The sequence below is a fragment of the Thiocystis violacea genome (genome assembly GCF_016583565.1).
GTDB classification, from domain to species: Bacteria; Pseudomonadota; Gammaproteobacteria; order Chromatiales; family Chromatiaceae; genus Thiorhodococcus; species Thiorhodococcus violaceus_A.
Map to the genome: position 1 here is coordinate 12,075 of NZ_NRRF01000010.1, position 18,247 is coordinate 30,321.

Annotated in this window: 14 protein-coding genes; 11 read left to right on the forward strand and 3 right to left on the reverse strand. The window is 65.1% G+C overall.

Translation table 11 applies throughout. The features are described from left to right. Positions 1-129 precede the first annotated feature (129 nt). From soeA to CKO23_RS06190, 4 genes are all read left to right on the forward strand, one after another. The gene (gene soeA, locus CKO23_RS06175) at positions 130-3,027 is read left to right on the forward strand and encodes a sulfite dehydrogenase subunit SoeA (RefSeq protein ID WP_200329135.1); all 2,898 of its coding nucleotides are present in this window, start codon (positions 130-132) and stop codon (positions 3,025-3,027) included. Between the two features lie 22 nt (positions 3,028-3,049). Then, on the forward strand, positions 3,050-3,772 hold the full coding sequence (soeB, locus tag CKO23_RS06180; RefSeq protein WP_200329137.1) for a sulfite dehydrogenase subunit SoeB: 723 nt from the start codon (positions 3,050-3,052) through the stop codon (positions 3,770-3,772). A 130-nt stretch (positions 3,773-3,902) separates the two neighbouring features. After that, complete coding sequence (soeC, locus tag CKO23_RS06185) at positions 3,903-4,880, forward strand: sulfite dehydrogenase subunit SoeC (protein WP_200329139.1); 978 nt, start codon at positions 3,903-3,905, stop codon at positions 4,878-4,880. Positions 4,881-4,955: 75 nt separating this feature from the next. After that, positions 4,956-5,393, forward strand: coding sequence for a DUF3592 domain-containing protein (locus CKO23_RS06190; RefSeq protein WP_200329141.1), 438 nt, complete (start codon positions 4,956-4,958; stop codon positions 5,391-5,393). Between the two features lie 21 nt (positions 5,394-5,414). Here the strand turns inward: CKO23_RS06190 and CKO23_RS06195 are convergent, their stop codons facing one another. Next, the gene (locus tag CKO23_RS06195; RefSeq protein WP_242482255.1) at positions 5,415-7,541 is read right to left on the reverse strand and encodes a M1 family metallopeptidase; all 2,127 of its coding nucleotides are present in this window, start codon (positions 7,539-7,541) and stop codon (positions 5,415-5,417) included. A 102-nt stretch (positions 7,542-7,643) separates the two neighbouring features. Between CKO23_RS06195 and CKO23_RS06200 the strand changes: the two genes are divergently transcribed. Together CKO23_RS06200 and trhP are read left to right on the forward strand one after the other, a co-directional pair. Next, entirely contained in the window at positions 7,644-8,816 is a 1,173-nt protein-coding gene (locus CKO23_RS06200; RefSeq protein WP_200329143.1) for a ChaN family lipoprotein, read from the forward strand. An 86-nt stretch (positions 8,817-8,902) separates the two neighbouring features. Continuing rightward, positions 8,903-10,171: a prephenate-dependent tRNA uridine(34) hydroxylase TrhP gene (gene trhP / locus CKO23_RS06205; RefSeq protein WP_200329324.1), complete on the forward strand. Its 1,269-nt coding sequence runs from the start codon at positions 8,903-8,905 to the stop codon at positions 10,169-10,171. A gap of 8 nt (positions 10,172-10,179) precedes the next feature. Here trhP and CKO23_RS06210 read toward each other — a convergent pair whose 3' ends face one another. Beyond that, the gene (locus CKO23_RS06210; RefSeq protein ID WP_200329145.1) at positions 10,180-10,614 is read right to left on the reverse strand and encodes a YcgN family cysteine cluster protein; all 435 of its coding nucleotides are present in this window, start codon (positions 10,612-10,614) and stop codon (positions 10,180-10,182) included. Positions 10,615-11,179: 565 nt separating this feature from the next. On the opposite strand from CKO23_RS06210, the gene xerD reads away from it, so the two are divergent. The 4 genes from xerD to CKO23_RS06230 all read left to right on the forward strand — a co-directional run bounded on the left by xerD (position 11,180) and on the right by CKO23_RS06230 (position 14,244). Then, positions 11,180-12,076: a site-specific tyrosine recombinase XerD gene (gene xerD / locus CKO23_RS06215; RefSeq protein WP_200329147.1), complete on the forward strand. Its 897-nt coding sequence runs from the start codon at positions 11,180-11,182 to the stop codon at positions 12,074-12,076. A 99-nt stretch (positions 12,077-12,175) separates the two neighbouring features. Beyond that, entirely contained in the window at positions 12,176-12,658 is a 483-nt protein-coding gene (locus CKO23_RS06220) for a YajQ family cyclic di-GMP-binding protein (RefSeq protein ID WP_200329149.1), read from the forward strand. Positions 12,659-12,666: 8 nt separating this feature from the next. Further along, a complete protein-coding gene (locus CKO23_RS06225; protein ID WP_200329151.1) occupies positions 12,667-13,401 on the forward strand; it encodes a DsbC family protein in 735 nt (244 codons plus the stop codon). A gap of 60 nt (positions 13,402-13,461) precedes the next feature. Next, positions 13,462-14,244, forward strand: coding sequence for a PP2C family protein-serine/threonine phosphatase (locus tag CKO23_RS06230; RefSeq protein WP_200329153.1), 783 nt, complete (start codon positions 13,462-13,464; stop codon positions 14,242-14,244). Between the two features lie 178 nt (positions 14,245-14,422). Here the strand turns inward: CKO23_RS06230 and mutS are convergent, their stop codons facing one another. After that, complete coding sequence (gene mutS / locus CKO23_RS06235; protein ID WP_200329155.1) at positions 14,423-16,996, reverse strand: DNA mismatch repair protein MutS; 2,574 nt, start codon at positions 16,994-16,996, stop codon at positions 14,423-14,425. Between the two features lie 207 nt (positions 16,997-17,203). Here mutS and CKO23_RS06240 point away from each other — a divergent pair, with 207 nt between their 5' ends. Next, entirely contained in the window at positions 17,204-18,223 is a 1,020-nt protein-coding gene (locus CKO23_RS06240) for an OmpA family protein (protein ID WP_200329157.1), read from the forward strand. The last annotated feature ends 24 nt before the right edge of the window (positions 18,224-18,247 follow it).

Here is an 18,247-nt window from a genome sequence, read left to right on the forward strand (position 1 = left end):
CACCTCGGCTCGGATGCCGGCTCCCCGCGCTTCCCTCAATCCCGAGTATTGAGCGGGTTTGAAACCGCCCGCCTCCGAATATTAGAATGTTCGGATTATCCCGTCGCGATCCCGCTTATAGGTGCACCCATGCAGGACCCAGTCAGCCACTCGGACAGCAACGTTGGCCGAGTCGAGGTCAAGGAGACGACCTGTTACATGTGCGCGTGCCGCTGCGGTATCCGCGTGCACCTGCGCGATGGTGAAGTTCGCTACATCGACGGCAACCCGAATCATCCGCTGAACAAGGGCGTCATCTGCGCCAAGGGCAGCTCCGGCATCATGAAGCAGTATTCGCCGGGGCGCCTGACCAAGCCTCTGCGGCGCAAGGCGGGCGCGGAGCGGGGCGAGAGCGCCTTTGAGGTCATCTCCTGGGACGAGGCCTTCCAGATGCTGGAAGAGCGTCTTTCCAAGCTGCGCGCGGAAGACCCGAAGAAGTTCGCCCTCTTCACCGGCCGCGATCAGATGCAGGCCCTGACCGGCATGTTCGCCAAGCAGTTCGGCACGCCGAACTACGCCGCACATGGCGGTTTCTGCTCGGTCAACATGGCGGCCGGCCTGATCTACACCATCGGCGGATCCTTCTGGGAGTTCGGCGGTCCCGATCTGGAGCGGGCCAAGCTCTTCGTCATGATCGGCACGGCGGAGGACCACCATTCCAACCCGCTGAAGATTGCCATCTCCGAGTTCAAGCGCCGCGGCGGGCGTTTTATCTCGATCAATCCCATCCGCACCGGCTACTCGGCGATCGCCGACGAATGGGTTCCGATCAAGCCAGGCACGGACGGTGCGCTGATCCTCGCCATCACCCACGAGATCCTCAAGCTGGGACTCTTCGATCGGGAGTTCCTGGTTCAGTACACCAATGCGGCCGAACTGGTCGTCGACGATCCCAGTCGACCTGACCATGGGCTCTTCTATCGTGCCGAGATGCATGTGGAGGAGGGCTGTTTCGACCCTCAGAACAAGCTCTGGTGGGACCGCGATATCGACGGCCCCATCAGCACCCATACGCCGGGTGCGGATCCGCGGCTCATGGGCAGCTATACGCTGGAGGACGGGACACCGGTCAAGCCGTCCTTCCAATTGCTGAAGGAGCGTCTGGAGCAATACACGCCGGAATGGGCGGCGCCCATCACCGGCATCCCGGCCGAGACCATCCGCCGCCTGGCGCACGAAATGGGCGTGATGGCGCGGGACCAGAAGATCGAGCTGCCGATCAAATGGACCGATTGCTGGGACAACGAGCACGAGTCCGTCACCGGCAATCCCGTGGCCTTTCACGCGATGCGCGGCCTCGCCGCACACTCCAACGGATTCCAGAGCATCCGCGCGCTCGGCATCCTCATGACGGTGCTGGGGACCATCGACCGCCCGGGCGGCTTCCGGCACAAGGCCCCTTATCCGCGTCCGATTCCGCCCTGTCCCAAGCCGCCGCACGGCCCCGAGGCGGTCCAGCCCAACACCCCGCTGGACGGGCTGCCGCTCGGCTGGCCGGCCAAGCCGGAGGATCTCTTCGTCGATGCCGAGGGCGAGGCGGTGCGCATCGACAAGGCCTTTTCCTGGGAGTATCCGCTCTCGGTTCACGGCCTGATGCACAACGTCATCACCAACGCCTGGCGCGGCGATCCCTACCCGATCGACACCCTGCTGCTGTTCATGGCCAACATGGCCTGGAACTCGTCCATGAACACCGGCGAAGTGCGCAAGATGCTGGTCGATAAGAATCCGGACGGCGAGTACAAGATCCCCTTCCTGGTGGTCTGCGATACCTTCGCCTCGGAGACCGTCGCCTTCGCGGATCTGGTGCTGCCGGATACCAGCTACCTGGAGCGCCATGATGCGCTCTCCATGCTGGATCGGCCGATCTCCGAGTTCGATGGTCCGGTGGACGCGGTGCGTATCCCGGTTCTGCCGCCCAAGGGCGAGTGCAAACCCTTCCAGGACGTCCTCATCGAGCTGGGCTCGCGGCTCAAGCTGCCCGCCTTCACGAAGGAAGATGGCACGCGCAAGTACCGCGACTACCCGGATTTCATCGTCAACTACGAGACCTCGCCTGGCTCCGGCATCGGCTTCCTGGCCGGCTGGCGCGGCAAGAGCGGGGATCAGGTGCTCAAGGGCGAGCCCAATCCGCGCCAGTGGGAGATGTACGCCAAGAACGGCAGCTTTTTCCATCATGAGCTGCCGCGCAATTACCAGTATATGCGCAACTGGAACAAGGGCTATCTGCACTGGGCGCGCGCCCACGGCATGGTGCGCTACGCGGAGCCGATCACCCTGCACCTCTACTCCGAGATCCTGCAGCGCTTCCGCCTCGCCGCGCAGGGCAAGCGTCCGGGTCGGCAACCGCCGGACCGACTGCGCAAGCGCGTCGAGACCTATTTCGATCCCTTGCCCTTCTACTTCGACCCGCTGGAAGACCAGATGGTCGATACGCGGCGCTATCCGCTCAATGCCCTGACACAGCGGCCCATGGCCATGTACCACAGCTGGGATAGCCAGAATGCCTGGCTGCGTCAGATTCACAGCCACAACTATCTCTTCCTCAGCCCGAGCGTCGGGATCGAGAACGGCTTCAAGGACGGCGATTGGGTCTGGGTCGAGTCGACGCACGGCAAGGTTCGCTGCATGTGCCGTTTCTCCGAGGCGGTCGAGCCCGGCACCGTCTGGACCTGGAACGCGATCGGCAAGGCGTCCGGCGCCTGGGGCCTGAGCGCCGACGCCGATGAGTCTCGCAAGGGTTTTCTGCTCAATCACCTCATCGCCGAGGAGCTGCCTGCGCACGATGCCGGTGAGCATCTCTCGAACGCCGACCCGGTGACTGGCCAGGCAGCCTGGTTCGACGTTCGCGTCCGCGTCTACAAGGCTGATGACAAGGAGCCGAAGATGACCTCGCCCCAGTTCAAGGCCATGCCGCGCCTCCCCGGGCAAGAGAAGAAACGCGGCAAGTGGCAGGCGTACGTCGCTGGCGTAATTGGAAAGAAATGAGCTGGTGGCTAGAGACTAAGCAATGACACAACTCGCACTCGTCATCGATCTCAATGTCTGCGTCGGCTGCCATGCCTGCGTGACCTCCTGTAAGGAGTGGAATACCTCCGGCTGGGCCGGTCCCATGGTGGACCAGAATCCCTATGACGCCTCGCCGACCGGGACCTTCTTCAACCGTGTGCAGACCTTCGAGGTTGGGACCTTCCCGAACACCGAGACGGTGCACTTCCCCAAGAGCTGCCTGCACTGCGAGGAGCCACCCTGCGTGCCGGTCTGCCCCACGGGTGCGTCCTACAAGCGGCCGGACAACGGCGTGGTGCTGGTCGACTACGACAAGTGCATCGGCTGCAAGTACTGCTCCTGGGCCTGCCCCTACGGCGCGCGAGAGGTCGACGAAGAGCAGAAGGTGATGAAGAAATGCACCCTCTGTATCGATCGCATCACCGACCCCAAGCTCTCCGAGCGCGACCGCAAGCCCTCCTGCGTCCTGGCCTGTCCGTCCAGCGCGCGGCTGTTCGGCGACGTCCACGACCCCGACTCCGAGGTGTCGATCGCCATCCGCGAGCGTGGCGGCTACCAGCTCATGCCAGAATGGGGCACCAAGCCGGCGAATCACTATCTGCCGCGGCAGAAGACCCAGATGCATATCGATCAGGACGAGCTCACGCGCGTCGATAACCCGCTGCGCAAAGAGGATCTCACCACCTACACGGGTGAAGAGACGCTGGACGACGTGGCTTGGTAATAAGAAGTTGTCAGTGGGCAGAGAAGAGTCGGCAACGACCAGATGTCTGAAGCTGACAACTGACAACTGACAACTGACAACTGAACGACGCCCTTCGTAATCGAGAACTAGCTCCCCAGGACCGAACACCATGCATCCTGCCTTTTCAGTCATCTTCCTGACCACGCTGATCGGTGCCGGTCAAGGTCTCTATCTGGCGATGGTCACCGGCCAGCTCTACGCCATCGCACAGTTTGTGGAAGCTCAGAAGGACCAGTTCTATGCCATCGGCAGCCTGGTTGCCCTGGTGTTTCTGATTGCCGGGCTGGTTGCCTCCTTTTTCCACCTCGGGCGGCCTGAGCGTGCCTGGCGCGCCGCGTCCAAATGGCGGACCTCCTGGCTGTCCCGCGAGGTCATCATCCTGCCGATCGTGATGGCCCTGGTGTTTGCCTATGCGGCGGCGCACTGGATGGGTTGGACGAATCCGCTCTTTCAACTGGGCGCCTCGCTTCAGGTCGACGTCACGCTCCTGCTCGGCATCGTTGGCACCCTGGCGAGCCTTGCCCTTTTCGTGTGCACCGCCATGATCTACGCGGGCGTGAAGTTCCTGCAGGAATGGCATACGCCGCTGACGGTCACCAATTTCATCTTCTTCGGCGCCGCTTCGGGCTTCATGCTGGCGGCGGCCTATTCGGCCTACATCGGCAATCCGCTGGTCACCTTCTTCGGCACCTGGGCCGTCATCCTGACCTTCGTCGGAATCGGCTCACGGTTGATGCATCTGCGGCGCAATGGGCGCATCAAGCGCAAGAGCACCGTTCAGACCGCCATCGGCGTGCGCCACAACGCCTTGGTTCAGCGTTCGCAGGGAGCCATGGGGGGTAGCTTCAATACGCGCGAGTTCTTCCACGGCCAGAGTGATCGGGTGGTGGACATGGTTCGCTATGCCTTTCTCATCCTGGTGTTCCCGCTCCCCGTGCTGCTGATCGGCGCGGCCCATGTCACCGAGTCTCCGAACCTGCCGATCCTGGCCTTCCTGGTCCAGTTCGTCGGCCTCATGGCCGAGCGCTGGTCCTTCTTCGCCGAGGCCAAGCACCCGCAGAATCTCTACTACCAGTCGGTGGCCTGAGCCGCCTGGCGGTCGGCGGCGTCAGCCCTCCGCGCCGGCATCGGCGGCCTTCGCGTCGTTCCTGGTGGTGTGCCCGTGCTTCTGAGATTCCTAGGCGCGCGGCGCAAGCCTGGGGTCTTCGCCTACTTGGGGATCGCCTTCTTTGGCGCCGCGCTCTGCGCCATGGTCACGACGCGGCTGCAGACGGAGCACCAGCTGCGCACGCAAGGCGTCCGTCTGTTCGGGGTGGTGACAGGCTTCGAGGCTCTCGCCGGCGGCAACGATGTCCTGCGCTACACCTATGATTTCGCCGAGCGGCGCTACGAGGTGCGTGACCTGGTCTCGGACCGGCTGCGGGCCAGGGTCGCCGCTGGCGACCCGCTGCCCATCTGGGTGCTGCCGCAGCAGCCGGACATGCCCATGATCGAGGACCGTGGCATCGCGCCGACCTGGGTCGGCCTCCTCATCGGTCTCGGCTTCCTCGTCGGCGGCCTTTTCGGTCTGCTGCGGCTCGGGCGCCGGTCGCGGCGCTGATTCCGGGGCCGCGCGTTGCGGTCAGGGCGGCCCTGGGACGAGCTGGAGCGTCAATGCTGAATCCCCCGCGGGCCATTGGCCCTTGATGCGGTTGCTCGAGTCCGGGCCGCTGAAGACGAGGTAGCTGTATTTGCCATAGTGCGGCAGCTTGCGGGCGAGCGCGACGAGCTGGGCCGGCTCCGCCGTGGCGAGCCAGGCCAGCTGCCGGCCCTTGAGGTCGCGCGTGAGCACTGGGCTCTCCGATTGGCCATCCACCTGACCGCCGTCGAGATCGATCTGGCGTTTTGGCGTGTCGATCGCGAAGCCGGACGCATCCTCCGCGAATGCCTCCAGGTAGCGGTTCTCCCACCCCAGGATCCAGACCGGCCGGTCGCTCGGCAGGTCGTCGATCTCAGCGTCCTCGCGCACCTGCCACTGGGGGTGCCCGCCCTGCCAGGCGCGCGCGAGCCGCGCGTAGCCCTCTTTGAGCGGTCTCGGCGCGTCAGCTGGCAGCAGGATGAGGCCGCTGTCCGAGCCGAAGAGCGTGCTGAGGGTGATCGGCGTCTCTCCGGGCAGGAGGGCGCGGAAGAGATCGAAGTCGGGATCCACGGCGACGCGGACGGGTTGGGAGGTCAGTTCGGCCTCGAACGCGGTGTCCGCCCCATCGCTCTCGACGAAGCGTCGGGTCGACTTGCCATCCTCTTGGGCGACGACCAGGGGGATGCGCAGCGGGAAGGCGGCGCCTGGCTGCTCCTGCCGGATCCGCCCGGAGAGGCGATAGCGCCCCTCATGGCGATCGACCCGGACATCCGCGAGTGCGAGCCACGGAGCCCCCGGTTGCCTGGTCCAGGCGCGGAAGAAGCCCCCGAGATCCTGCCCGCTGACGCCTTCGAAGGCGGCGCGGAGGTCGTCATAGCTGGCGGCGCGGAACTGATTCTGTGCGTAGAAGGCCTTGAGCCCGGCCTCGAAGAGCGGATCCCCCAGGCGTCCGCGCAGCATGTGGAAGACCATCGCGGCCTTGCTGTAGCCAATGCCCTGCGAGGCGAGATCGTGTTTGCCGCGGAACTCGACGAGCGGAAAGTCCGTTCCCTCCCGCACATAGTCGCCGTAGCTCTTCAGCATCTCCCGGCGCGCCTCGGCGCCTTGGCCGGCCTGCTCCTTGAGCCAGTAGTCGGCCAGGTAGTTGGTCAGCCCCTCGCACCAGTTGCCGCCTGAATCGTCCACGAAGACGCTGTTGCCCCACCAGTTGTGCAGCACCTCATGCGGGTAGGAGGTGCGGATGATGAAGGGCAGCCGGATCACGCTGGGGCCGAGCAGGGTGAACGAGGGCATGCCATAGCCCGTCTCCCAGAAGTTCTCCACCAGCGCGAACTTGGCGAAGGGGTAGGGGCCGATCATGTTCGAATAGAGTCCGATGTAGTCGTGCGTCGCCTTGAGATAGCGATCCGCCAGCGCCGCGTCCGGCTCGCGCAGATAGACCTGCGCCTCGAATCCCTCGGCGTCCGAGCGATAGACGTGGTAGCGTCCGGCGATGAGGTAGATGTCGTCCTGCGGGTGGGGCTCGGTCCAGGTCGAGCGCCCGGTGGCGGTGTCGCCAGGGCCTGCCCCCTGCGAAACCGCCGTCCAGCCAGCAGGCAGCTGGGCACTGAGCTGGAAGGTCTGGAGGCTGTCGGGCACGCGCGGATACCAGCCGCTGTTGCCGTCGAGAAAGATCCCCTCCGGCCGGATGACCCCGAGCGACCACTGCCGCATGCGGCCCATGCCCTCGTCGATCTGCTCCATCGCGTGCCGGATGCTCCCGGCGTAACGGATGGTGACGGGACCGGGCGTATCGAGCTGGAGGCGGTAGCGGCTCAGGTGCCCGGCCCGGTCCAGCTCGGTCAGTTCAGCCTCGCCATGCGTCACCCGCGGATCGAGGTCTGAGTGCAGGATGATGATCCACTCGCTTTTCCCCTCGGGGAACCGCATCTCGTCTTCGACCTGAAGGCCGCTGGTGTCGGGTTCCAGGCGCACGGCGAGACGATGCTCGATCTGCGGCGTGGCCGCGAGCACGGCGATGGGCGAGAAGAACGCCACGGCGGCGAGGAAGACCGCTCGTCTGGATCTGGTTCTCGCAAGGCCGCTTGAACGCAAGCGGCGCGGCATGGTCTGCATGTCGGGGAATGGCATTGTCTGACAGTATCCATATTTCGCAAGGGCACAGCCTCCAAGAGGCAAGCTTCGCGTGCCCGAACAGACGGACCCGCGGGTCCATGATGACAAGGGGAGCTCATGTCACATCGAACTCACGCACTAGCGGCCTTCGCGGTCGTTCTGATCCTGGCCGGCCCGATGCCGAACGCAGCGCTGGCGCATGAGGCCGCTCAAGCGGCCTCCGCGAGCGCTGTCGAGGGCAATCAGACCCGGGTGCTGGACGCCTCGGCCCTGACGGGGATGGACGCGCTCTTCGATAAGCTCGCCGATCGCCGGGTGATCTTCGTCGGTGAGCAGCACGACCGTTACGAGGACCACCTCAATCAGCTCGCCGTCATTCAGGGCCTGCACGCACGCGGCAAGTCGCTGGCGATCGGCATGGAATTCTTCCAACAGCCGTTCCAGCAAGATGTCGACGACTATATCGAAGGCAAGATCGATGAGTCGGAATTCCTGCGGCGCACGGAATATTTCGACCGCTGGCGCTTCGATTATCGACTCTATCGGCCGATTCTGCGCTTTGCGCGGGAACAGCGGATCCCGGTCATCGCGCTCAACCTGGAGTCGGAGCTGACCAGCAAGGTCGGCGATGTGGGAATCGAAGGTCTGAGCGACGAGGAGCGCGCGCGCATCCCGGCCGAGATGGATCGCGAGGATCCCGTCTATCGGCAGCGGCTCGAGACGGTGTTTCAACACCATCCCGCGGACCAGCAGCGCGACTTCGAGCATTTCCTCGATGTCCAGCTCCTCTGGGACGAGGGCATGGCGGAGCGTGCCGCCGGTTACCTGGCCGAGCACCCCGAGAAGACCCTGGTCGTCCTGTCCGGCGGCGGCCACATCGAATACGGTCAGGGCATCCCGCGTCGGCTGATGCGCCGGCAGCTCGTGCCGATGGCGATCGTTCTCAACGGCTCGACGCGCGAGCCGGACGCCGCGGCGGCGGATTTCTTCCTCTATCCGCAAGCGGTCGAGCTGGCGCGTGCCGGCCTGCTGGGCGTCATGCTGAAGACGGAGGATGGCCAGGCCGGGATGTCGATCGAGGGCTTCGCCGAGGAGAGCGGCGCCAAGGCCGCTGGCCTGGAGGCCGGCGACCGGATCCTTCGCATCGGCGCTCAGCCCATTGCGAGTTACGCGGACATCCGTATCGCCATGCTCGATTCAGCGCCAGGTGAGCGGGTTTTGGTCGAGGTCGTGCGCACCCGCATGATCGGTGCGGACGAGCACAAGACGTTCGAGGTGGTGCTGCGTTGAGCGACACCATCACTGGCGATCGGATCAGCCGCGCTCGGCCTGGGAGCGGCCCCGAGCTGCTCTCGCCGGCCGGCACCCTCAAGAACATGCGCTACGCCCTGGCCTATGGGGCGGACGCCGTCTATGCGGGGTTGCCGCGCTACAGCCTGCGGGTGCGCAACAACGACTTCGATCTCGCGAACCTGCGCACGGGCATCGCCGAGGCGCATGCCCAGGGCCGGCGCTTCTATCTCGCCACGAACCTGATGCCTCATGCGGCCAAGCTGCGCACCTTTATCGAGGACATGGCGCCCATTATCGCCTTGGGACCGGATGCGCTCATCATGGCCGATCCCGGGCTCATCCTCCTGGTGCGCGAGCGTTGGCCCGACCTGCCCGTCCATCTCTCCGTGCAGGCGAACACCGTCAACGCCGCGGCCGTGCGCTTTTGGCAGGGGCAGGGGCTGACCCGCATCATCCTGTCTCGGGAGCTGTCACTCGACGAGATCGCGGCGATCCGCGAGGCGTGCCCCGACATCGAGCTGGAGGTCTTCGTCCATGGTGCGCTCTGCATCGCCTATTCCGGGCGCTGCCTGCTCTCCGGGTACTTCAACCATCGCGATGCCAATCAGGGTTCCTGCACCAATGCCTGCCGCTGGGAATACCGGCTGGGTGCCTCGACGCCGGCGCAGTCCGATTCGATCGGGGCGGACTTCCCAGGCGAGCCGATGCGCGATGCGGGTGGTCGCCATCCGGCCGCCGATGACGTCTATCTGCTGGAGGAGGCAAAGCGACCGGGCGAGTACATGCCCGTCTTCGAGGACGAGAATGGCACCTACATCATGAACTCGCGCGATCTTCAGGCCGTCGAGCATGTCGGACGGCTGGTCGCGATGGGAATCGATTGCCTCAAGATCGAGGGGCGGACCAAGTCACACTACTATGCGGCGCGAACGGCGCAGGTCTATCGGGCGGCGATCGACGATGCCGTCGCCGGCCAGCCCTATCGCCCCGTGCTCAGACAGGATCTGGAGGGTCTGGCCAATCGCGGATACACCGAGGGTTTCTATCGGCGCCATGCGCCCGCCGAGACGCAGAACTACGCCGACGGCGTTTCGCGCAACCAGCGGCGCATCTTCGTCGGGGAGGTGTGCGGGAGCGACTCGGGGTGGATTCGGATCGACGTCAAGAATCGCTTCCAGATCGGCGATGCGCTGGAACTCATGAGCCCGGCAGGCAATGGCGAATTTCGCTTGGAGGCGATGAAGACGCTCGACGGCGATCCGTTGTCGGTTGCACCTGGCGCTGGATGGCGGGTGTACATCCGTACACCCCATGCCGCCGGCGACATGGGACTCTTGACCCGGGCGCTCTAGGCGCCCGGTCAGCGTATCCAGTCGATGAGATTCATCAGCGGGTTCTCGCCCGTCTCCGGGCCGATGACCCGCCCGCGCACACTCTGGCCGGCCCCGGCCACGCTCTCGGGGTCGCCGGTGATCAGGGGATGCCAGTCGGGGAGCGGCTTTCCCTCGCTGAGGAGCCGATAGGCGCAGGTCTCTGGCAGCCAGGTCGGCTCCTTGAGCACTGCGGGGACCAGGGTGACGCAATCCGGCATGAGGCGTGCCCGGTTGTCATAGTCTCCGCAGCGGCAGGTCTTGAGATCCAGTAGCTGACAGGCGATGCGCGAATAGATGATGCGCCCGGTCTCGTCGTCTTCGAATTTCTCCAGGCAGCACTTGCCGCAGCCGTCGCAGAGCGCTTCCCACTGCTCCGCGGTCATGTCGCTCAGGGCAGTGTTCTGCCAGAAGGGTTCTTGCATGGTTCGTCGCTCGCTTGCAGATCGGTTCACGGGGTGTCGGGCCAGGCCGGGTGTTCGCGGGGGATTCTGACCGATCGGCGAACGGGTTGCACGGCCCGGCGGCACATTGGCCTCGCTGCCGATCGGCGCGGTCTTGAGGCGTGACGAAGCCCGCGGCGCGCATCCCAAGGGTCGGACTTGTTCACAGTGCGGGTGAATAGGGCTATCCGCATCCCGTGCCTCCGCTCAGATGATTCGCTCATCTCTCGATTTCTTCAATATATTGATTTTTAATGTAAATGTATTTTTTGTATTGCTATCGCATGCAGTATTGGTTTTGTGTGTTCCTCGCCTGACCCGTCGAAGTGACGCTTCATTCACAGACTTATCCACAGCTTTGTGCGCCTCTCTCGGGCTCCTCGGTGCCCTGGTCCGCCGGTTATCATGAGGTTGGCATGGAGCGGCTTGTGTGTGGAGCCGCTGGCGTGGCGTTGCGTTCAGCGACCGACGGTGTGCTCGGGCGGCCGGCGTCCTGCGGTCGCCGTGGCATCGATTGATCGAATTTCCGCCTGATGGGGGGTGTCGGATGATGGACGACAGAGCCGTGATCGAGGGGTTCGCCGATATGATCTGGATGGAGCGCGGACTCAGCCAGAATACCCTTGCGGCCTACCAATCCGACCTGCGGGCCTTCGCCGCTTGGCTCGAGCGGCAGCACGGGCGCAGTCTGCTGACGGCACAGCGGCTCGATCTACTGGATTATCTGGCGATTCTCTCGCAGCAGGGGCGCAAGCCGCGCTCGAGCGCGCGCCTCCTCTCGTGCCTGCGACAGTTCTACCAGCATCTGCTGCGTCGCGGGATGATCAGTGAAGACCCGAGTGCCCGCGTCGATGCGCCCAAGCTCGGGCGGTCGCTACCCAAGAGTCTGACCGAAGTCGAGGTCGAGGCACTCTTGGGCGCGCCGGATACCCAGGATCCGCGCGGGCACCGCGATCGCACCATGCTGGAGGTGCTCTATGCCAGTGGATTGCGGGTGACTGAGCTGGTGACCCTGACGCCCAGCCAGGTGAGCCTGAATCAAGGCGTCGTCCGCATCATCGGCAAGGGGGGGAAGGAGCGGCTGGTTCCATTGGGGGAGGAGGCCTGCGCCTGGTTGAAGGACTATGTCCGCGGCCCACGCGCGGATCTGCTCGGCGGGCGCGTCAGCGACTTCCTCTTCCCGACCTGTCGCAGCGATTGCATGACCCGCCAGACCTTCTGGCTGCTGATCAAGCGCTATGCGATCGAGGCCGGCGTGGTGAAACCCCTCTCCCCGCACACCCTGCGCCATGCCTTCGCGACCCATTTGCTCAACCATGGCGCGGACCTGCGCGTCGTGCAGATGCTGCTGGGGCACAGTGACCTTTCAACGACCCAGATCTACACCCATGTTGCTCGCGAGCGGCTGAAGCAGCTCCACGCGCAGCACCATCCGCGCGGTTGAGCCCGGAATCATGACCCCTCACCCGCACGAGAGCGCGAAAATCCACGGCCGAGCCGGTATAGTGAAGGGCTTTATTCGGCGAAACTGAGAGATCCATTCATGCCTTCTTTCGACGTTGTCTCCGAAATCGATCTGCAAGAGGTCCGCAACGCGGTCGATCAGGCCAATCGCGAGATCGGCACACGCTTTGATTTCAAGGGCGTCAACGCCAGTTTCGAGCTCACCGAGGAGAAGGTGCTCCTCACCGGCGAGCAGGAATTCCACCTCCAACAGATGATGGATATCCTGCGGCAGAAACTGGTCAAACGAAAGGTTGACCTGGCCTGCCTCGATCCCGCTGAGCCAGTCTCCACGCTCAATGCCGCCCGGCAGGACATCAATCTCAAGCAAGGTGTCGATTCGGACACGGCGAAGCGGATGGTCAAGGCCATCAAAGCCAGCAAGAGCAAGGTGCAGGCTCAGATTCAGGGCGATCAGCTGCGCGTGACAGGGAAAAAACGTGACGACCTTCAAGAGGTCATCACGCTGCTGCGTGACGAAGACTGGGGCTTGCCATTACAGTTCACTAACTTCAGAGACTAGAGACACCTATGACGATTTTCCGCCACTTCGCCCTCGCCGCCACTACGCTGGCCCTGACAACCACTCTGGCTGCCGCTTCACCCGAGCAAGCGATCCGCAAGGCGCTCAAGGGTGTGGTGCCTGATATGGAGATCACGAACATCCAGCCAGCCCCCATCGCCGGACTCTACGAGGTCATGGCGGGGACGGATCTCATGTATGTCACGGCTGACGGGCGTTACTTCATGAGCGGCCACATCGTGGATCTCACGGATCGCAAGGATCTGACCGAGCCGCGCCTCGCGGAGGCCCGCAAGCGCCTGCTGGACAAGGTCGGCGAGTCGGAGATGGTCGTCTTCAGTCCGGAGAAGCCCAAGCACACGATCAGCGTCTTCACGGATATCGAGTGTGGCTACTGCCGCAAGCTGCATAGCCAGATCGCGGACTACGAGAAAGAGGGCATCCGCGTTCAGTACCTCTTCTTCCCGCGCGCAGGCAAGGGCAGTCCCGCCTATGAAGAGGCCGTGTCCGTGTGGTGTGCCGGGGATAACGAGGCACGTGGCACGGCCATGACCAAGGCCAAGTCCGGTCAGCAGATCGAGGCCAAGACCTGCGCCAACCCGGTCGATGCCCATATGGCACTCGGCAACGATCTGGGGCTGCGCGGCACGCCCGCCATCCTGACCGATACGGGCGAGCTGATTCCGGGCTATGTCGCGCCCAAGCAGCTCGCCGCTCGTCTCAATGGCGACGTGGGAAGTTGAACTCCTCCAGGGTCCAGCTTCGGCGCGCGACCAGTCATTTCCAGATGATGCAAGGAATCCATGGATCCGCTGCCGCTTAGCGCCTACGTCATCGAGTTCGCCTGGCGCACGGATAAGGGGCGCGTTCGGCAGCGCAATGAGGATTCCGTGGCCGTGCATCCCGAGCACGGCCTGGTCGTGGTGGCGGACGGTGTCGGCGGCGCGACCGCCGGCCACGTCGCCAGCCGCGTGGCGGTCGAGACGATTTCGGACCGCTTCCGCCAGCGCAAGAAACCGCGCAATGACGGTGAAAAGGCGCGCCTCTATCTCGAGGCCGCCGTCGAGGAAGCCAATATCGGCATCTGGCGACAGGCCAAGGAGAACAGCCAGTATGCCGGCATGGGCAGCACCGTCGTCGTGGGTGCGGTCGGCTGGGATTGGCTGGCCTTCGCCCATGTCGGCGACTCGCGCGTCTATCGGTTGCGCGGTGATGCCTTCGCCCAACTCTCCCGCGACCACTCCTTTATCCAGGAGGTCGTCGATCAGGGCTTCTTTACCTCTCGGGAGGATGCCCGACGCTATGGGATCGGCGAGAACATCCTGACACGCGCGCTTGGTTCCTCGCCGGGCGTTGGCGTCTCCTCCGACCTCGTCGAGATCGCCACGGGTGATCTCTTCATCTTCTGCACCGATGGGCTGACGGGCATGATCCCGGATGACTGGCTGCGGCAGATCCTCATCGCCGTGCAGCACAACACCCTGGATTCTGCGGCCGATGCGCTCATCCGGCTCGCCAATGAGCGCGGCGGGGTCGATAACGTCACCCTCGCCATGATTCGGGTGGGCGAGCGGATCGCCGACTAGGCGGGCCGTCGCGCCGAGTCGCGCGCAGTCTATCGTGCCCATCCAGCAAGGCAGCTGTGATGATGGGCACGCCCGTCGATCCTAGGCGCTCCGAACGAGGCGCATGGCGCGGGCTTTGCCCATTCTACGGCCCTACCGCCCCGCGCCTTTTTGGGGCAGACCGTTTCCTGAATTCGCCTCAGTCGAGCATCCCCTTCAACCGGTAGAGTAGGTCGAGTGCCTGCCGCGGCGTCAGGTCATCTGGATCCAGCGTCCGCAACTCGACACAGGTGGGGTGCTCGGGTGTCGGTTCAGGCTCGGACTCCAGAGGGAAAAGCGAGAGCTGCACCGCTTCGCGGTCCGCATGGCGGCGCGCGGCGTCCTCCAGCTCCCCGAGTCGTTCGCGCGCGCGCCGAATCACGCGCTCGGGCACGCCGGCGAGCGCCGCGACCGCAAGCCCATAGCTCTGGTTCGCGGGGCCCTCCCGCAGCGCGTGCATGAAGACGATGGAGCTGCCGTGCTCGACCGCGTCCAAATGGACGTTGGCGATGCCGGGATACTCCTCCGGCAGCGTCGTCAGTTCGAAATAGTGAGTCGCGAAGAGGCTGTAGGCGCCGATCCGGGTGGCCAGCTCCACGCCGCACGACCAGGCGAGGGAGAGCCCGTCGAAGGTGCTGGTGCCGCGTCCGACCTCGTCCATGAGGACCAGGCTCTGGGCCGTGGCATTGTTCAGGATGTTGGCGGTCTCCTCCATCTCCACCATGAAGGTCGAACGCCCGCCCGCCAGGTCGTCGGAGGCGCCGATACGCGAGAAGATGCGGTCGATCGGACCCAGGTTCGCGGCACGCGCCGGGACGAAGCTCCCGGCATAGGCGAGCAGGACGATCAGCGCGTTCTGGCGCATGTAGGTCGACTTGCCGCCCATGTTGGGTCCGGTGATCACCAGCATGCGGCGGCGCTCGTTCATGCGCAGACTGTTGGCGACGAAGGGGACGTCGATGACGCCCTCGACCACCGGGTGCCGGCCGTCCGCGATCTCGATACGCGTCTCCTGCGTGAGCGTGGGGCAGACCCAATCGAGCGTCTCCGCGCGCTCGGCCAGGTTGGCGACGACATCCAGGGCCGCAACGCCCGCCGCCGCGAGCTGCAGACGTCCCAGGGACTCGCCGAGTTGGTCAAGAAGCCCTTCATAGAGCGCCTTCTCCCGCGCCAGCGCGCGCTCGCGGCTGCCGAGCACCTCGTCCTCGAACCGCTTCAGCTCGGGTGTGATGTAGCGCTCGACCCCCTTCAGGGTTTGGCGGCGGACGTACTCGGTCGGCACCTGGTCGGCCTGGGTGCGGCCCAGCTCGATGTAGTAGCCGTGAACGCGGTTGTAGCCCACCTTGAGGGCCGAGATGCCGGTGCGCTCGCGTTCGCGGGCTTCGAGCTCCAGCAGGAAGCGGTCGGCATTGCGCGAGAGGTCGCGCAGCTGGTCGAGTTCGGCGTCGAAGCCCGCCGCGATCACGCCGCCGTCCCGGATCAGCATGGGCGGCTGCTCGATGACGGCCTTGGAGAGCAGCGCGACGCTGTCGGGGTGCTCGCCGATGTCCTGGAGTATCTCCGTGATCAGGGGCTCGTCGAGTCCGGCGAGGTGGTCGTGGAGCAGGGGCAGTGCCGCGAGCGAGTCCCGCAGCACGGCCAGGTCGCGCGGGCGCGCTGAGCGCAGGGCGACGCGCGCCAGGATGCGCTCGAGATCGCCGATACTCGCCAGCGTCTCCTGGATCTGGGGCAGGATCCCCTCGGCGATCAGGGCGCGGATGGCCGCGTGCCTCGCCCGCACCGCGTTCTGGTCGCGCAGCGGCCGGCTCAGCCAGCGCCGCAGGAGTCGGCTGCCCATGGCGGTCGCCGTGTGATCCAGTACGCCCGCCAGGGTGTGCTCGTGGCGACCGCTGAGACTCTCGGCGATCTCGAGATTCCGGCGAGTCGCGGCGTCCAGGATGAGGGCGTCGTCGCGCTGCTCGGTGGTCAGGCCGCGGATGTGGGGCAGGGCGGCCAGTTGGGTGTCGCGAATGTACTGCAGCAGGCAGCCCGCGGCGCCGATGGCGAGACGCAGACCGGCGCAACCGAAACCGGCGAGATCGCGCGTGCCGAATTGCCGGCAGAGCAATTGCTCGCCGCTGTCCGGATCGAAGTGCCAGGCCGGGCGTCGGCCGATGCCCTGCTCGATGCGCAGCTGCGCCTGCAGCCGGCTGTCCTCGTTGATCAGCACCTCGGCCGGTTGGAGTCGCTCCAGCTCGCTCGCCAGCGCCTCGCGCGACCCGACCTCCAGGACCGAGAAGCGTCCGCTCGACAGCTCGAGCGCGGCGATGCCGAAGCCGTCCTTCCCCTCGCCGATGGCGATCAGCAGATTCTCGCGCCGCTCGTCCAGGAGTGCCTCGTCGGTCAGCGTGCCCGGGGTGACGACCCGCGTCACCTGACGCTCGACCGGACCCTTGCTGGTGGCGGGGTCTCCAACCTGCTCGCAGATCACCACCGAGACGCCTTTGCGCACCAGCTTGGCGAGATAGCCCTCCGCGGCGTGATAGGGCACCCCGGCCATCGGAATCGGCTTGCCGGCCGACTGACCGCGCTTGGTCAGGGTGATGTCCAGCAGCCGCGCCGCGCGCTCGGCGTCCTCGAAGAAGAGCTCGTAGAAGTCTCCCATGCGGTAGAACAGGAGTTTGTCCGGGTAGTCGGCCTTGATGCGCAGGTACTGCTGCATCATCGGCGTGTGCTGGGAAAGATCGATGGACATGCTGACTCGGTGCGTTGTCTGGTTGGACGGACGATCGGCGGCTCGCTAGTCTAGTGCCTGGGGCGTAAATGTGCAGACGCGATCCGGCTCTCCGCGCGGCGGGCGAGCCTCGTGTCGGGGATCGCGCGAGCGTCGCCCTGTCGCGCGGCGAGCTCGGCGGCTCGCCAGGCGCCTCTCGCCAGGCTCAACCCGGATCGGAGATCAATCATGAAGACGCGCGGATTGGCGCTGTGCCTCGCCCTCTCGGCCTCGACGCTCGTCCTCGGGCTGGCCTCGGCACGGGATCTCGGCAAGGATCTGCCCGACGCGAGCGACATCCCCGGAATCCCCCGCTTCGCGGACTCCGTCATCATCGGCTACCGCGCCAGCAAGTTCGATGAGACGACGATACCGACCGGGCCTTGGGACAGGCGCGCCGATGGCGGGGCCTGGAAGGAGACGACCAAGGTCGAGGGTCGGCGCACCCGCATCCTCTACATTGCCCCGCATGATGCCAGCGCGCTCGAAGTCATCCGCAACTATCAGCAGGCGCTTGAGGGGCAGGGCTACGAGGCGCTCTATCAGTGCTCAGGTTTCGATGCCTGCGGCGAGAAGGTCGAGCAGTTCTACATCGACGAAGCGCATGGCAAGAAGCTGACCGACACTCACCTGCTCAAGTACGTCTTCTCGGATACCTCGGTCCAGGAACCGCAGATCTACAGCGCGCGGCACAAGAGCGCTGACGGCGACTCCTATGTCTTCGTGTTCGCCGCCTATCAGGACAATTTCGCGGATTCCGCCGCTGGCGACCGGGTCGCCGTCTTCGTCGAGGAGGTGCTGGCCAAGCCGATGCAGGACCGGATGGTCCTCGTGGATGCCAAGAAGCTCGCCCAGGACATCAGCCAAGCGGGGCGCGTGGCCCTCTACGGCATCCACTTCGACTTCGACAAGGCCAGCATCCGTCCGGAATCGCGTCCGCAGCTCGACGAGATGGCGCGCATGCTCAACGAGCAGCCCGAGCTGGAGGTCTACGTCGTCGGTCACACCGACAACAAAGGTACCCTGGACTACAACATCGACCTCTCGCAGCGCCGCGCCGAGGCCGTCGTTCAGGCGCTGATCCAGAACTACGGCATCGTCGGTGCCCGACTCACGCCCAAGGGTGTCGCCAACCTCTCGCCGCTGGGAACCAACGCGACAGAGGAGGGGCGGGCGCTGAATCGCCGGGTCGAACTGGTCGCGCAATAGCCCGCCGGGGGGAGTTGCACCTCG

Coding starts and splice junctions, on each gene's coding strand:
- soeA (WP_200329135.1), top strand. CDS start 130: ATGCAGGACCCAGTCAGCCACTCGGACAGCAACGTTGGCCGAGTCGAG.
- soeB (WP_200329137.1), top strand. CDS start 3,050: ATGACACAACTCGCACTCGTCATCGATCTCAATGTCTGCGTCGGCTGC.
- soeC (WP_200329139.1), top strand. CDS start 3,903: ATGCATCCTGCCTTTTCAGTCATCTTCCTGACCACGCTGATCGGTGCC.
- CKO23_RS06195 (WP_242482255.1), bottom strand. CDS start 7,541: ATGCCATTCCCCGACATGCAGACCATGCCGCGCCGCTTGCGTTCAAGC.
- CKO23_RS06200 (WP_200329143.1), top strand. CDS start 7,644: ATGTCACATCGAACTCACGCACTAGCGGCCTTCGCGGTCGTTCTGATC.
- trhP (WP_200329324.1), top strand. CDS start 8,903: ATGCGCTACGCCCTGGCCTATGGGGCGGACGCCGTCTATGCGGGGTTG.
- CKO23_RS06210 (WP_200329145.1), bottom strand. CDS start 10,614: ATGCAAGAACCCTTCTGGCAGAACACTGCCCTGAGCGACATGACCGCG.
- xerD (WP_200329147.1), top strand. CDS start 11,180: ATGATGGACGACAGAGCCGTGATCGAGGGGTTCGCCGATATGATCTGG.
- CKO23_RS06220 (WP_200329149.1), top strand. CDS start 12,176: ATGCCTTCTTTCGACGTTGTCTCCGAAATCGATCTGCAAGAGGTCCGC.
- CKO23_RS06225 (WP_200329151.1), top strand. CDS start 12,667: ATGACGATTTTCCGCCACTTCGCCCTCGCCGCCACTACGCTGGCCCTG.
- CKO23_RS06230 (WP_200329153.1), top strand. CDS start 13,462: ATGGATCCGCTGCCGCTTAGCGCCTACGTCATCGAGTTCGCCTGGCGC.
- mutS (WP_200329155.1), bottom strand. CDS start 16,996: ATGTCCATCGATCTTTCCCAGCACACGCCGATGATGCAGCAGTACCTG.
- CKO23_RS06240 (WP_200329157.1), top strand. CDS start 17,204: ATGAAGACGCGCGGATTGGCGCTGTGCCTCGCCCTCTCGGCCTCGACG.